This is a genomic window from Kitasatospora sp. NPDC036993, from assembly GCF_055607525.1.
The window spans coordinates 37,753-52,027 of the sequence record NZ_JBVJRP010000012.1; the positions used below are offsets into that span (position 1 = coordinate 37,753).

Genomic DNA, 14,275 nt, shown 5'->3' on the forward strand with positions numbered 1-14,275 from the left:
GCAGCCGGTGGTGGACCGTACCCGCACGTTCGCTAGTGTGTGCGATCGATGAAGAGGATGGGATGACCGTGGGGACGGCGCGCGGCGCGCGCGTGGTGGGGGCCGTGCTGACGACGGCTCTGGTCGCGGCAGGAGCGGCGGCCTGCGAGGGCGGCGAGGGCACCGGGCAGGGGGCCGGTGCGACCGCGGCGGCCAGTACGCCGCCGCAGCCGGCCGAGGACGGCGGGTACGAGCTCCCGGCCGAGGGCGGCAACGGCGGCCCGGACTGGTTCTACGAGTTCACCATGGCCGAGGGCAGGGTCGCCGGCCTCGCGCTGGTCAGGCACAACACGTACTGCGCCTGAGAAACCGGTTGTGGATCACGGTCGCGCGCTCGGTACGGTGAGCCGCGAACGATCAAGTGGGGGTTGTGACATGGGGAAGAACCGGGCCTCGGTCCGCGCGGTGGGCGTGGGCATCTCGGTGGTACTGCTGGTCGCCGGTGCGGCGGCCTGTACGTCCGACGACAAGAGCGACAAGAGCGACACGAAGGACGCGGCGAAGGCTCCGGCCACCGCCGGGGCGCCCGTGGCGACGCCCTCGGCGGCGCCCACCTCGAAGGGCCCGGAGGCCTTCGCGGCGGCCGGGTACCGGGGGTTGACGCCCGGGATGGCCAAGGACGCCGGGCTGGCCACCGGCGCCCTGGAGAGCGCGCCGGTCTCGCTGCTCGGTGGCTGCACGGACTTCGTCTACAAGGGCGGCCCGGCGCCGGACCAGGCCCGGATGACCGCCGAGGCGGCCACCGAGGCCCGCTACAAGGACCTGAGCGCCAAGGCCGACGCGGCCTCGGGCAAGGCGCCCGCGCCGGGTGGCACCCTGCCGCCGAACGCCTCCGCCAAGGACGCGGCGGCCGCCGCCGCGGGCTCCGCCGCCGCGGCCAAGGGATCGGCCGACGCCGCCAAGGCGATCGCCGACTCGACGATGGCCCTGGTCGACCTGCGGTTCGCCCAGGAGGCCAAGGACAAGGCGTACCTGGCCACCGGTCGGGTCTCCTTCGCGGCGACGGGCCTGCGCGAGCTGGCCGCGCCGGCGGAGGCGAAGACGGCCGAGGGCGTCGGCGCGGGTTCCACCGTGGAGGCGCTCCAGCAGGCGTACGGCGCCAAGGGCCTCCAGCTCGCCAAGAGCGGCAAGTACGTGATGCCGGTCGAGGGGCAGCAGGGCTGGCAGTACGAGTTCACCGTGGACGGCGACAAGGTCGCCGGGATGGCCGTGGTGAACCGCGAGATCAAGTGCGCCTGACCGCCTGAGGGTCTGGCCGCTTGACGGTTCGGTGCGGCCCGCCCGTGGTGGTCAGCAGTCGAGTGCCACCGCGGGCGGGCCGAGCCGTGCGCGCAGGGCCGCGCGGGCCCGGGCGACGCCGCCGGAGGTGGCGGTCGCGCCGGTGCCGACGGCGACGGTTCTCGTGCCGAGGCCCGCGCAGGCGCGGCAGATGCCGGGGCGGGGTACCGGGTCGTGGCAGCGGCCGCACTCGGCGTACGGGGCCGGTGGGGGCTGCGCGGCCGGCCGTTCCGGTGGCAGTTTGCGTTGCAGGCGGTCCCGGAGGATCGCGGCGGGGGAGTGCATCGCCCGGGGCAGTCCGGGGAGCAGGGCGTGGGCCAACTCGGCCTCGCCGCATCCTCGTAGCAGCCACTTTGTGACGAGTGGTGCCAGTGTCCGGGCCTCGGCGTCGCCGAGGCGCAGGCGGGGTTCGGGCCGGATCACCCGGAACAGCACGGCCACGGCGGACCTGGTCTGTTCATCAGGTTCACCCCGTTCATCCGGTCCATCCGGTTCGCACTGTTCATCCGGGAGGGTGGTTTCTTTCCCCGGGTCCTTTACGGGAGGGGTGACAGGGCGGCCGGTGCCCCCTGCGCCGAAGTCCGGGGGGTGGGCAGCCGGTGCGGGCTGCGGGGTGTCGAAGACGTGGGTCTCGGAACGGAGTGTCCCGTCGGGCATCCGGACCGTGTCGACCCGGTAGTACCCGGCGTTCCTCAGCTCGTTGAGCGCCCGTCGGACGGCGCCGCGCCCCTGCGGGCTGCTGTCCGCCATCTGCCGCCCGTCCTCGCGGCGCCCGTCGGGGCGGGAGAGGAGGTCAGCGAGCAGGCCGCGCGCGGTGAAACTGAGCCGGCGGTCCTGCAACAGGCCGTTCGGAAGGACGGTGAACGCACGCGCATGCGCGCTACGATGAATCCGCATGGGGAGTTGCTGCTCCTGGTGCCCGACCCCGGGGTGTTCCACCACCGCCGGGGTCTCCTATGTTCTGTCGATGATGCGGAAAGTAGCACATCGATTACGCGGAGTGCGAACCGTTCGAGCGTGAAGCCCCGCCTCGCGCATCAAGTGCGCCCCCACCCCCTGCGTGGGAAGTCGGCGCCGCCGGCTCCCCGTGCTCCCGCACCCGCAGCGAAAAGGGCATTCGCCGGGGCGGACGCCCCCTCGACACCGCGGCCTGACCAACCGCGAGCACAGCCCCCGGACGCCGACGGGGCAAGTCCAGGGGAAGGGCGGCGACAGAAGGGCGACTCAGGAGGCGAACGGCTCGATCTCCCCCGCGAAGACGATGATCTGGTCGATGAGGTTCCGTCGCAGATGGACGACATCCGTCCCCACCAGGCGGGGGCCTCCATCGGGCGTGGTGAAGACCCACTGGTACCGGGCCCATTCGCCAGGCATGTCCACCGCTGAGCAGCGCACCATCGTGCCGGTCCCCGCCGGGTGGCGCCGGATGTCCAGCACGAACCGCTCGACCGCCTCGATCCCTTCGCTGCGGCCCAGCGGCCCCCAGAAGACCACGTCCGAGGTCAGGGCTTGCGGGAGCAGGGCGGTCACATAGCTGTCGTCCGAGGCGTTGAACGCGGAGATGAACGTGTCGATCGCGGAGCGTGCGGTCTCTTCCTGCATGTCCCAGTAATACCAGCCGTTGTGGTTCCACCGGATGCCCGGACCGTCATCCCCGAATTCCGTTTGAACATGCCACTCCCGTGGACAACTGACTACTCGTCGTCAGTAAATCGCCGACGGTGGTGCGACTGGCTCCATCTTCCTTCCCTTCAAGGTGCTCCCTCATGCTCACGTCCCGCCGTCCCCGCGTGCTCCGCCCCGTTGACGAACTCGCCGAACAATGGGGGAGTCACCTCCGCCCGTGCGGCATCGGCAGGTTCGTCCGGGCTCTCGTCGCCTCCTCCGCCACCCTCGTCTGAAAGTTCGATTCCCGGTGCACCTCTCAACCCTCGCCCGCCACACGCTTTCCCGTGGCGCCACCCCCGCAGCCACCTACGCCCTGATCGCCCGCCTCGGCCACCAGCCCCTCCGCGTCGCGCGCGCCGTCTGCCTCGCCCTCGACATCCCCCAGGCCGAGACCACCCGCCGCCTGACCGACTGCTACGACGCCCTCCTCGCCGACCCCCGCCCCGACACCGAGAGCGACACCGGCGAACTCCTCGAAGCCCTCGGCGTCTTCGACATCCCCAAGTCCCTCACCGACACCGAACTCGCCGTCGTCGAGCACTTCCTGGTCGCCATGGACGCGATGGGCGGCATCCGCCCCGGCCATCAGCACGGGCTTCAGCGCTGGTTCACCACCGGCAACCTCACCGACGCCTACCTCTCCCTGGCCGCCGCCCAACCCCTGCCCCGCACCGGCAACCCCACCCTCTACTGGACCACCCTCGTCACCGCCGGGGAACTCCTCGCCACCACCCTCCCCTCCGAACGCCGCATCACCCACGCCCTCACCCACTGCCGCACCCGCGCAACCCACCCCTGAGCACGGGAAGTCGACCCCGCCGACCTCCTACGCAGGGGACCGGAAGACGCCGTTGCCGCTTCGGCGGGGCCGAAGCGGCAACGGGGTGTGGTGCTGGGCTCAGCGGGCGGCCGCGCGCTGGAGGGCGCTGGCGAGGAGGGCGAGGTCGGTGGGGCCGTTGCCGAGTTCGCGGACCGGGCGGCGGGCCGGCGGGGCGCCGAGCTGGAGCGGGTCTATCGCGACCACGGTGGGGCGCAGGGTGGCGGTGCGCGGGATGCGGCCGCTGATCCGGGCGGTCTGGAAGGCGCTGACGCCGCCGTCCGGCAGCCGCAGGTAGCCGCGGCCCGGGGTGTCCTCGGGCAGGGCGGCCGCGTCGCCGAGGTGGATCAGCAGGTCGGAGTCGGCCGGGTCGTCGGTGCGCAGCGCGATCCGGAGCAGCGCGGCCTCGTCCACCTCGGTGCCGGCGCTCTCCTCGGGGCGGCCGGTGGCGACGGCGAGGTGGACGCCGAGCGGCCCGCCGCGGCGGGCGACGGCGGCCAGCGCGCGGGCGAGCGGCCGGCCGGCCGGGGAGGTGGGGGAGAGCAGCGCGTCGTAGTCGTCGACGACGACGACCAGCCGGGCGGGTACGGGCGTGGCGGCGGGGCCGTCGGACGGGCGGGGGCCCTCCGCGCTGCGCGGCGGGATGACCCGGGGCGTGATGGCGGGGCCGCCGCCGACGGTGGCGGGCACCGGGACCTGGGGGCGCTCCGCGCCCGCGTCCCGCCCGTCGAGGCGGTGCTCGTCAAGGCGGTGCTCGTCGAGGCCGCGCCCGTCCAGGCCGTGCCCGTCCAGGATGCGCGTGGCGTGCCAGGACGCGAAGTCCAGCCCGTCGAACAGCCGTTCCCGCAGGGCGAGTTCGTCCTCCAGCGCCTCGGCCGCGAGCAGCGCGGCGCGCGGGTCGGTGGCGGCGTTCACCCGGCCGGTGACGTGCGGCAGCTCGGTACAGCCGTCCAGGCCCTCCTCGGTGGCCCGGCCCTCGACGATCGTGACGGTCAGCCGCTCGGGCCGTTCGGAGACGGCGAGCGAGGCGACCAGGGTGCGCAGCAGCTCGGTCTTGCCGGAGCCGTGGGCCCCGCCGATCAGCAGGTGCGGGCCGCCCGGGTCGGGGGAGGGGAGGGTGAGTTCCGGGTCGGCCAGGTCGAGCGTGCAGAGCTCGTCCCTGGTGGTGCCGAGCAGGGCGGTGGCGGCGCCGATGCCGCCGGCGTGGGCCTCCCAGCGGGCGGAGAGCTTGGCCGGGGTGACGGTGTCGAGCTGGAGCAGGTCGAGCAGCCGCAGGGCGTCGGGCAGCGGGCCGCGGGTGGCCGGGGCGGCTTCGCGCAGCGGGGCGAGGACGCGGGCCAGCCGTTCTGCCCAGGCGTCCGAGACGGCGTCCAGCGAGACCTCGTGCAGGGTCTCCCGGCCGCGGGCGACCGGGCGGTCCAGCGAGAGCTGGGTGCCGACCTCGCCGGTGATCAGGGCGGTGGCGCCGAGGCCCCGGGGGAGCAGCTCGGGCTGCTCGGCGAGGCAGATCGGGAAGATGCCGACCGCCGGGCCCTGGCGCAGCAGCAGGTCGAGCGCCTGCCGGGCGGCCTCGGTGGCCGGGCGGCCGTCCACCACGACCACGGTGGCGCCGTGGCCGCCGAGGCCGCTCGGGCCGTTGAGCTGGGCGGTGAGCTCGGTCAGCCGGGCGGTGGCCTGTTCGTCGTCGAGGCCGATCAGCAGCCGGCAGTCCTGGCCGTCGACCGGGCGCAGGTGGGGCAGCCACAGGGCCCAGGCCCAGGTGTCGGCGCGCTCCTCGACGGCGCGGGCCGGGTCGGCGTCGACCACGACCAGGCTCAGGCCGGTCGGCGGGTGCAGCGCGGCGAGCTGGGCGACGACGGCGCGGGTGAGCGCGTCCAGGCGCTCGCGCGGGCCGCTGAGGCCGAGGCTGCCCGCGGTCTGGAGGTCGAGGGTGACCGGGACGGCGGGCAGCATGGTGCCCGGGGTGGTGCCGGGGCCGCCGGGGCGGTCGGCGGTGCCGAGGCGCAGGGTGAGCGCGTCGGGGTGGCCGGGGCCGCGCTCCCAGAGCCGGGGGCCGGGGCCGACGGCGTTCAGCAGCAGGGTGGCGAGGTCGGGCCAGCGCTCGCGCTGGGCGGCGGTCTGGCGCAGCCGTACCGCGGCGTGGTGGCGCTCGGCGCTCTCCTGGCCGGGCGGCTCGGCGGCGCGGCCGGGCAGCAGGGAGAACAGGCCGCGGCCGCGGCCGGGCGCCGGTTCGGGGGCGGCGGGCGGCTCGGCCACCGGCGGTGCGGGCCTGACCGGGCCGGGTGCGGCGAGCTGGAGGTGGCCGTGGCCGTCCGGCAGGGCGGTGCGGACGGCTCCGACGGCCTCGGCCGGGTCGGGGGCGGCCACTTGCAGGGTGGACTCGCCGATCCGCAGCACGGCGCCGGGCTCCAGCGGGACGGCGGCCTCCGGCGGTGCCGGCGGGACGAGCCGGCCGTCCAGGGTGGTGCCGTTGGTGGAGCCGAGGTCGCGTACGGAGATCCGGCCGTCCTCGCCTAGGTGCAGGGAGAGGTGCAGCCGGGAGACGTCCGGGTCGTCGAGCGGGACGTCGGCCTCGGCGGAGCGGCCGATCCGGATCTCCCGGCCGTGCAGCCGGTGCACGCCGCCGGCGTCCGGGCCGCCGACCACGCGCAGTTCGGCGGCGGCGGGGGCGTCGTCGGGGTCGTCGGCGGTCGGGTCGGGCTCGTTCAGGCTGAGGACGGCGCCGTCGAGCAGTGGCGGGTGGCCGAGCAGGGTGTGTTCGTCCACCCGGTGCGCCCCGGCGTACAGGTGCACGTGGGTGGCGGCCCGTGGCCCGCGCACGCCCACGGCACCCGCCAGTGCGCCCGCGATGGCGCCGAGTGCGGTGCCGACGGGCGCGGTGACCAGCACGTCCACGTAGGGAATGGCGGAGCCGGCGGCGGACGGGCCGCTGCGCGGTCGGAGGACGGTCAGCCGGATCTGCATCTCGCCCGCGGGTCCCTTCTGCTGATGTGAAGCCTGGTACCGCTGCCCGGTGCCGTCGCGGACGCACCGGGCGGTCGCGGCGACCGTGTGGGCCACACGAGTGCCGAGTGTCCATCCTGCCATCCGTCACGGACGGTCCGCGCACCGTACCGGATTTGACGATCTTGCGATCATCGCCATGTTGGAGGCGACGGTGGGTCAGGTCAACCGTCGCGACCCGGGCCTGCGGACGGGCCTGCGGATGGGCCCGGGGACGAGCCCGGGGACGAGCCCGGGGACGAGCCGGGGGACCGGCTCCGGGTACTCCCCTAGGGGATGTCCCCCAACCCTGCTCCGAAGGCCCGCCGGGCACCCCGAAAACCCCAACGGACACCGTTAGAGTGGCCGCAGACACGGGCCCGGCAGGCTCACCGCACCGGCGGAGGAGCGCCCCGCGCGGGCGGCACGGCGAGGAGTGCGACAGGTGCGGCCAGTCGGCAGCAAGTATCTGCTGGATGAGACCCTCGGGCGAGGTGCGACGGGCACCGTCTGGCGCGGTGTGGTGCGCGAGGACGTCCAGGTGCCTGGCTGCGCGCCCGGGCAGCGGGTGGCGATCAAGGTGCTGCGCGAGGAGCTGGCCGCCGACCCGGACGTGGTGATGCGCTTCCTGCGCGAGCGCTCGCTGCTGCTGCGGCTGACCCACCCCAACATCGTCCGGGTCCGCGACCTGGTCGTCGAGGGCGAGCTGCTGGCCCTGGTGATGGACCTGGTGGAGGGCCCCGACCTGGCCCGCTACCTGCGCGCCCACGGCCCGTTCAGCCCGATCGCGGGTGCCCTGCTGATGGCCCAGGTCGCGGACGCGCTCGCGGCCAGCCACGCGGACGGGATCGTCCACCGCGACCTCAAGCCGGCCAACGTGCTGCTCGCCTCCATCCTGGTGGACGGAACCGAGCAGATGCACCCGCTGCTGACCGACTTCGGCATCGCCCGGCTCGCCGACTCCCCGGGCGTCACCCGCACCCACGAGTTCGTCGGCACCCCCGCCTACGTCGCGCCGGAGTCCGCCGAGGGCCGCCCGCAGACCTCCGCGGTGGACGTGTACGGCGCCGGGATCATGCTGTACGAGCTGGTCACCGGCCGCCAGCCGTTCCAGGGCGACAGCGCGCTCGCCCTCCTCCAGGCCCACCTGGCCCAGGAGCCGCAGCGGCCCAGCACCATGCCCGAGCCGCTCTGGACGGTGATCGAGCGCTGCCTGCGCAAGGACCCGGCCCAGCGGCCCGGCGCCACCTCGCTGGCCCGCGCCCTGCGGGTGGTCGCGGCCGGGGTCGGCGTGCACGCCTCCCCGGTGGCGGTGGACGAGGCGCTGGCGGTCGGCGCCCTGCTGGTGCCGGACCCGCAGCCGACCGTCGTGCCCGCCGCCGTGCCGCTGCTGCCGCCCGCGGTGCCCGGCGCGATGGCCCCGGGCACCGAGGACCGCACCCAGCTGCTGCCGCCGACCCCGGGCGGGGGGCAGTTCGACCCGGCCGCGGCGACCCGGGTGATGGGCACCCAGCCGCCGGCCGCGCCCCCGCAGGGTGCCGAGGACCGTACCCGGATGATGCCGCCCGTCGCCGCGCCGCCGCCCCCGCCCGCCGGGCCGCCGCAGGAGGAGGAGCCGCACCCGTGGCAGACCCAGCTGCGCGCGGCGCGGGACCGCAACCAGCAGACCCAGGTCGGCTACTTCGGCCCCGAGGACTACGAGGACTACCCGCCGCCGCAGCTCGCCCCGCCGCCCTACCAGGCCGGCCAGGGCGGGCATGGCGGCCAGGGCGCGCCCGGCAGGCGGCCGGGGCAGCAGCAGCCGCCCGGCGGCTACCGCCAGCCCCCGCCCCCGCCCGGCTACGCCCAGCGCCCGCCGGTGGCCCCGCCGCCCTACCAGGGCGGCCAGGGCGGCCACCCCGGTCAGAGTGGCCAGGGCGGCCACCCCGGCGCCCGGGGCGGCGGCCGTCCGCAGTCGGCCGGCGGCTACCGGCAGGCCCCGGCCGGGTACGGGCAGGCGCAGTCGCAGGGCGGCTACCCGCCGCCGCCCGCGCCCGCCCCGGTGGCCCGCAGGGCCGAGCCGCCGGCGCCGCAGCACCGGGAGGCCCCGCCGCAGCGCCGCGAGGAGCCGCCGGCGCCGGCCCGCCGCGAGCCCGCACCCGCCCGCGAGCCGCGCCCGCGCAGCCGCAACCGGATGTACATCCCGGGGCTCGGCTGCTTCAAGGGCTGCCTGATGGTGCTGCTGGTGCTGGCCCTGGCCGGGGCGGCGCTGTGGAACTTCACGCCGCTGCCCCACTACTGGGACAACGTCGTGGGCTGGTTCGATTCGGCGCGCGACTGGGTGAACAGCGTCGTCGGCAAGTAGCGCCGTCCGGGGCCGGGCCGGAGCCGACCGGGGCTCAGGACCGCCCCGGACGTCGATATTGACGCTTTGTCGACAGTTTGTGGGATTTCTCGGCCGAGACTCCGGCCCCGGGCCCCTCGGGCGGCCCCCGCGGGGCCTCCGGGCGCGTAGGTTGGTCGCTGTTGTCCCGCCCCACCGAGCGCGCCGGACCCCCGGAGCGCTCCCGCGCCGCCCACGGAGCAGCATTGGCACGCAAGATCGGCAGCCGGTACACCGTCCACCAGGTGATCGGCCGGGGTTCGGCCGGGACGGTCTGGCTCGGTGAGGGGCCCGACGGCCCGGTGGCCGTCAAGCTGCTGCGCGAGGACCTCGCCGCCGACCAGGTGCTGGTCGGCCGCTTCGTCCAGGAGCGCACCGCGCTGACCAGCCTCGACCACCCCCGGGTGGTCGGCGTGCGCGACATGGTGGTGGACGGCAGCGACCTCGCCCTGGTGATGGAGCTGGTCCAGGGCACCGACCTGCGCTCCCGGCTGGAGCGGGACGGCGCGCTGCCGCCGCAGACCGCCGCCTCGGTCATCGCCGACGTCGCCGACGGCCTGGCCGCCGCGCACGCCGCCGGGATCGTCCACCGCGACGTCAAGCCGGAGAACGTCCTGCTCGACCTCGCCGCCGCCCCGGGACCGGGCGGCGCCCCGCGCGCCAAGCTCACCGACTTCGGCGTGGCCCGCCTGGTCGACGCCCCGCGCCGGACCAGGGCCACCCGGATCATCGGCACCCCCGACTACCTCGCCCCCGAGATCATCGAGGGCCTGGAGCCGCGCGCCGCCGTCGACATCTACGCCCTCGCCACCGTGCTGTACGAGCTGCTGGCCGGCTTCACCCCGTTCGGCGGCGGCCACACCGGCGCGGTGCTGCGCCGGCACGTCACCGAGCAGGTGCCGCCGATCCCCGGCCTCCCGGACGGGCTGTGGCGGATCATCTCCGAGTGCCTGGCCAAGGCCCCCGCCTCCCGGCTGCGCGCCGCCGAGCTGGCCGCCAGGCTGCGCGAGCAGCTGCCCTCGCTGGCCGGCCTGCCGGTGCTCGCCGTGCCCGGCCAGGGCCGCGCCCCGGCCGAGGAGCAGCTGACCCCGGGCGAGGCCGTCTACGCCGAGATCGACGCAGCCCCCGGCGCCCACAAGCGTCGCCGCGGCCCGGCCGTCCCGCTGGTGCCGGGGGCCGCCCCGGACTCCACCCGGGACACCCACACCAGCCTGCGCCGCCCGTCCGCCGACGAGCTGGCCGCGTACGCGGTCGAGTCCCGCGCCCAGCGCGCCGCCCCCGGCCACCGCAGGGACCGCCAGGCCCTGCTGCGCCGCCGCCGGCTGCTGGCCGTCCTGCTGGCCACCGTGCTGCTGCTGGCGGGCGCCGCCGCGGCCTGGACGGCCTTCGCGGCCACCGTCCCCGACGAGGGGCACCCGGCCCGTCCCGCGGTGTCGGGCACGGCCTCGCGGGCGCCCTGAGGCCGGGGCCCGGCCCCGGGCGTGACGGCGGCCGGGACTCCTGAGGAACCGGGGGTGTCGCCATGACCACTCCCGGAACCATTACCCTGGGGGCGTGGCAGCCGTCGATCCTTCCGAAGAGCTCAAGAACCTCGATACGACCATGGGGTCGATCGAGGCCGTCCTCGACCTGGACAAGATCCGGGCCGACATCGCGGTCCTGGAGGAGGAGGCAGCCGCCCCCACCCTGTGGGACGACGTCGCGAACGCGCAGAAGGTGACCAGCCGGCTCTCCTTCCTCCAGGGCGAACTGCGCCGGGTCGAGGGCCTGCGCAGCCGCATCGACGACCTGGGCGTGCTGTTCGAGCTCGCCGAGGCCGAGAACGACGCGGACACCCGCGTCGAGGCCGAGACCGAGCTCGTCGCCCTCCAGAAGGCGGTCGAGGAGCTGGAGGTCCGCACCCTCCTGTCCGGCGAGTACGACTCCCGCGAGGCGCTGATCAACATCCGTGCCGAGGCCGGTGGCGTGGACGCCGCCGACTTCGCCGAGCAGCTCATGCGCATGTACCTGCGCTGGGCCGAGCGGCACGGGTACCCCACCGAGGTGTACGACACGTCGTACGCCGAGGAGGCCGGCATCAAGTCGGCGACCTTCACCGTGAAGGCGCCGTACGCCTACGGCACCCTCTCGGTCGAGCAGGGCACCCACCGCCTGGTGCGCATCTCGCCGTTCGACAACCAGGGCCGCCGGCAGACCTCCTTCGCCGGTGTCGAGGTCCTCCCGGTCGTCGAGCAGTCCGACCACGTCGACATCGACGAGGGCGAGCTGCGGGTGGACGTCTACCGCGCCTCCGGCCCCGGCGGCCAGGGCGTCAACACCACCGACTCGGCGGTGCGCATCACGCACCTCCCGACCGGCATCGTGGTCTCCTGCCAGAACGAGCGCTCGCAGATCCAGAACAAGGCGTCCGCGATGAACGTCCTCCAGGCCAAGCTGCTGGAGCGGCGCCGCCAGGAGGAGAAGGCGGCGATGGACGCCCTCAAGGACAGCGGCAGCTCCTGGGGCAACCAGATGCGCTCCTACGTCCTGCACCCGTACCAGATGGTCAAGGACGTCCGCACCGCGTACGAGGCCGGCAACCCGCAGGCCGTGCTGGACGGCGACATCGACGGCTTCATCGAGGCCGGGATCCGCTGGCGCAAGCAGCGGGAAACCTCGAACGAGGCGTGAGGATTCCGGCCTCGATGAACATCAGGCACAGCATCGAGGCCGGCATCCGCCGGCGCAAGCAGCGCGAGACCAGCGCCGAGTAGCACGCCGGGTGACAGCAGACATGACGAAGGCCCCCGACCGCAGCGGTCGGGGGCCTTCTCGTACGTCAGGGGAACTCAGGCCAGTGCCTGCCGCGCGATCAGCGCCACCGCGAGCAGCCCGGCCAGCAGGGCCAGCAGCACCGCGGGGGAGAGCGCGGCGAACGGCCCCTGCTGCTCCTGAATCCGGGCCCGGTTGGCCCGGCACACCGGGCAACGCCCGTCGCTGACGCGGCCGTTGCAGTTGGCGCACACCAGATGGTCGCAGGTCATGCGATCTCCTCCTCGCTGCTGTTGCCAACGCACCGGACGGGGCTTTGGTTCCATGGACTGCCCTGTACGGGGGAGCGGCCGGGCGCGGTCGCTCCCTCCACTCTGCCAGGTTCCGGCGGTTCCGGCTCCCGGGCTGTGAGATGCCTCGCAATATTCGGGGCATAAACGGACATTCTCTCCCATGGTCCGGACGCTGTCACGGGCGGTCCCTGCGGGCCGGTTGCCGATTCGCGTATGGTCCCAGTCCGGGAGCGGCCCTCTGCCCTCCTTTCGCCCGCCCGCGGACCGGGCCTCCGGGGCGGATCGAGCGAGGACTGGCGCCGCCTAGGATGGCCTCCGTGATGCAGCCGTGATCAGATTCGACAACGTCTCCAAGACCTATCCCAAGCAGAACCGTCCCGCCCTGGACAACGTCTCGCTGGAGATCGAGAAGGGTGAGTTCGTCTTCCTGGTCGGCTCGTCCGGCTCGGGGAAGTCCACCTTCCTCCGCCTGTGCCTGCGCGAGGAGCGGCCCAGCACGGGCGCGGTCCACGTGCTGGGCAAGGACCTCGGCAAGCTGTCCAACTGGAAGGTGCCGCACATGCGCCGCCAGCTGGGCACCGTCTTCCAGGACTTCCGCCTGCTGCCGAACAAGACGGTCGCGCAGAACGTCGCCTTCGCCCTGGAGGTGATCGGCAAGCCCAAGAGCGCCATCAACAAGGTGGTGCCCGAGGTGCTGGAGCTGGTCGGCCTGGGCGGCAAGGAGGACCGCATGCCGGGCGAGCTGTCCGGTGGTGAGCAGCAGCGCGTGGCGATCGCCCGTGCCTTCGTGAACCGTCCGATGCTGCTGATCGCGGACGAGCCGACCGGCAACCTCGACCCGCAGAACTCGGTCGGCATCATGAAGCTGCTCGACCGCATCAACCGCACCGGCACCACGGTGCTGATGGCCACCCACGACCAGGCCATCGTCGACCAGATGCGCAAGCGCGTCATCGAGCTCGACAAGGGGCTGCTGGTCCGCGACCAGGCCCGCGGCGTCTACGGATACCAGCACTGACCGACCAGCGCTGACCCGTGGGGCCGCCGGCCCGGACCGCCAGACCACGAGCAGTACCGACCCTGGAGTTGTTTCCCGCATGCGTGCCCAGTTCGTCCTGTCGGAGATCGGTGTGGGTCTCCGACGCAACCTGACCATGACCATCGCGGTCGTGGTCAGCGTCGCGCTCTCCCTCGCCCTCGCCGGTTCCTCGCTCCTGGTCCGCGACCAGGTGAACTCCATGAAGGGGTACTGGTACGACAAGGTCGAGGTGAGCATCTACTTCTGCACCAAGGCGGATGCCCGCAACTCGCCCCAGTGCGACAAGGGCGCGGCCACCGACCAGCAGGTCCAGGACATCAAGGACCAGCTGGACAAGATGACCTCGGTGGTCCAGTCGTCCACGTACGAGAGTTCGGCCGAGGCGTACAAGCACTGGAAGGAGATGAACCCGGACAACCCGCTCATCTCCGTCCTGGGCCCGGACGCCATGCCGCAGTCCTGGCGGGTCAAGCTCAACGACCCGACCAAGTACGACGTGATCCAGAGCGCCTTCGCCGGCAAGCCCGGCGTCAAGTCGGTCGAGGACCAGCGGAAGATCCTGGAGAACCTGTTCGGCCTGCTCAACGGCCTCCAGACGGCGGCCTTCGTGATCATGGTGCTGATGCTCTTCGTCGCCCTGCTGCTGATCGTCAACACCGTCCGGGTGTCGGCGTACAGCCGACGGCGTGAAACCGGCATCATGCGCCTGGTCGGTGCCTCGAACTTCTACGTCCAGATGCCGTTCATCGCCGAGGCGGCCTTCTCGGCGCTGCTCGGCGCCGCGATGGCCTCCGGGCTGCTGGTCGGCGGGCACTTCTTCGTCCAGAACTGGCTGGCCGACCGGGTGCAGTTCATCCACTTCATCGGGCTCGGCTCGGTGCTGGCGGTGATACCGCTGCTGATCGTGGTGGGCATGGGAATGGCCGGCGTCGCGGCGTTCTTCACGCTGCGCAAGTACCTCAAGGTCTGATTCGGGGACACCCCGACGGCCCCGGACGGCACTGCGCCGTCCGGGGCCGTCGGCGTTCCGCGGTCCACCGTTGCGG

At 74.0% G+C, this 14,275-nt stretch carries 12 protein-coding genes; 8 read left to right on the forward strand and 4 right to left on the reverse strand.

The window, feature by feature from the left end; all coding sequences use genetic code 11:
• Window positions 1-62 precede the first annotated feature (62 nt).
• Window positions 63-344: a hypothetical protein gene (locus ACZ7C5_RS25200; RefSeq protein ID WP_401090767.1), complete on the forward strand. Its 282-nt coding sequence runs from the start codon at window positions 63-65 to the stop codon at window positions 342-344.
• A gap of 70 nt (window positions 345-414) precedes the next feature.
• Window positions 415-1,278: a hypothetical protein gene (locus ACZ7C5_RS25205; protein WP_470323505.1), complete on the forward strand. Its 864-nt coding sequence runs from the start codon at window positions 415-417 to the stop codon at window positions 1,276-1,278.
• A 51-nt stretch (window positions 1,279-1,329) separates the two neighbouring features.
• Here ACZ7C5_RS25205 and ACZ7C5_RS25210 read toward each other — a convergent pair whose 3' ends face one another.
• On the reverse strand, window positions 1,330-1,758 hold the full coding sequence (locus ACZ7C5_RS25210; protein ID WP_470323506.1) for a hypothetical protein: 429 nt from the start codon (window positions 1,756-1,758) through the stop codon (window positions 1,330-1,332).
• A gap of 783 nt (window positions 1,759-2,541) precedes the next feature.
• Window positions 2,542-2,919 (reverse strand): nuclear transport factor 2 family protein, encoded by a 378-nt coding sequence (locus ACZ7C5_RS25215; protein ID WP_401090773.1) that lies wholly within the window; start codon window positions 2,917-2,919, stop codon window positions 2,542-2,544.
• Window positions 2,920-3,232: 313 nt separating this feature from the next.
• On the opposite strand from ACZ7C5_RS25215, the gene ACZ7C5_RS25220 reads away from it, so the two are divergent.
• Window positions 3,233-3,784, forward strand: a complete 552-nt coding sequence (locus ACZ7C5_RS25220) for a hypothetical protein (protein ID WP_188295952.1) — start codon at window positions 3,233-3,235, stop codon at window positions 3,782-3,784.
• Window positions 3,785-3,883: 99 nt separating this feature from the next.
• On the opposite strand, the gene ACZ7C5_RS25225 is transcribed toward ACZ7C5_RS25220, so the two are convergent.
• The gene (locus ACZ7C5_RS25225) at window positions 3,884-6,862 is read right to left on the reverse strand and encodes an FtsK/SpoIIIE domain-containing protein (protein ID WP_470323507.1); all 2,979 of its coding nucleotides are present in this window, start codon (window positions 6,860-6,862) and stop codon (window positions 3,884-3,886) included.
• 367 nt (window positions 6,863-7,229) lie between these two features.
• On the opposite strand from ACZ7C5_RS25225, the gene ACZ7C5_RS25230 reads away from it, so the two are divergent.
• The 3 genes from ACZ7C5_RS25230 to prfB all read left to right on the forward strand — a co-directional run bounded on the left by ACZ7C5_RS25230 (window position 7,230) and on the right by prfB (window position 11,816).
• The gene (locus ACZ7C5_RS25230) at window positions 7,230-9,128 is read left to right on the forward strand and encodes a serine/threonine-protein kinase (protein ID WP_470323508.1); all 1,899 of its coding nucleotides are present in this window, start codon (window positions 7,230-7,232) and stop codon (window positions 9,126-9,128) included.
• Window positions 9,129-9,352: 224 nt separating this feature from the next.
• A complete protein-coding gene (locus ACZ7C5_RS25235; protein ID WP_401090779.1) occupies window positions 9,353-10,606 on the forward strand; it encodes a serine/threonine-protein kinase in 1,254 nt (417 codons plus the stop codon).
• A 94-nt stretch (window positions 10,607-10,700) separates the two neighbouring features.
• The gene (prfB, locus tag ACZ7C5_RS25240; RefSeq protein ID WP_401090781.1) at window positions 10,701-11,816 is read left to right on the forward strand and encodes a peptide chain release factor 2; all 1,116 of its coding nucleotides are present in this window, start codon (window positions 10,701-10,703) and stop codon (window positions 11,814-11,816) included.
• 158 nt (window positions 11,817-11,974) lie between these two features.
• Here prfB and ACZ7C5_RS25245 read toward each other — a convergent pair whose 3' ends face one another.
• Entirely contained in the window at window positions 11,975-12,169 is a 195-nt protein-coding gene (locus ACZ7C5_RS25245) for a hypothetical protein (RefSeq protein ID WP_188298092.1), read from the reverse strand.
• Between the two features lie 349 nt (window positions 12,170-12,518).
• Between ACZ7C5_RS25245 and ftsE the strand changes: the two genes are divergently transcribed.
• Together ftsE and ftsX are read left to right on the forward strand one after the other, a co-directional pair.
• Entirely contained in the window at window positions 12,519-13,208 is a 690-nt protein-coding gene (gene ftsE, locus ACZ7C5_RS25250; RefSeq protein WP_030059730.1) for a cell division ATP-binding protein FtsE, read from the forward strand.
• A gap of 79 nt (window positions 13,209-13,287) precedes the next feature.
• Window positions 13,288-14,199 carry a permease-like cell division protein FtsX gene (gene ftsX, locus ACZ7C5_RS25255; RefSeq protein WP_188298093.1) on the forward strand — a complete coding sequence of 304 codons (912 nt, stop codon included), beginning with the start codon at window positions 13,288-13,290 and terminating at the stop codon, window positions 14,197-14,199.
• Window positions 14,200-14,275: the final 76 nt, after the last annotated feature.

What these genes read in the sequence shown, in the direction of transcription:
- ACZ7C5_RS25200 (WP_401090767.1), top strand. Translation starts at nt 63, where the DNA reads ATGACCGTGGGGACGGCGCGCGGCGCGCGCGTGGTGGGGGCCGTGCTG.
- ACZ7C5_RS25205 (WP_470323505.1), top strand. Translation starts at nt 415, where the DNA reads ATGGGGAAGAACCGGGCCTCGGTCCGCGCGGTGGGCGTGGGCATCTCG.
- ACZ7C5_RS25215 (WP_401090773.1), bottom strand. Translation starts at nt 2,919, where the DNA reads ATGCAGGAAGAGACCGCACGCTCCGCGATCGACACGTTCATCTCCGCG.
- ACZ7C5_RS25245 (WP_188298092.1), bottom strand. Translation starts at nt 12,169, where the DNA reads ATGACCTGCGACCATCTGGTGTGCGCCAACTGCAACGGCCGCGTCAGC.
- ftsX (WP_188298093.1), top strand. Translation starts at nt 13,288, where the DNA reads ATGCGTGCCCAGTTCGTCCTGTCGGAGATCGGTGTGGGTCTCCGACGC.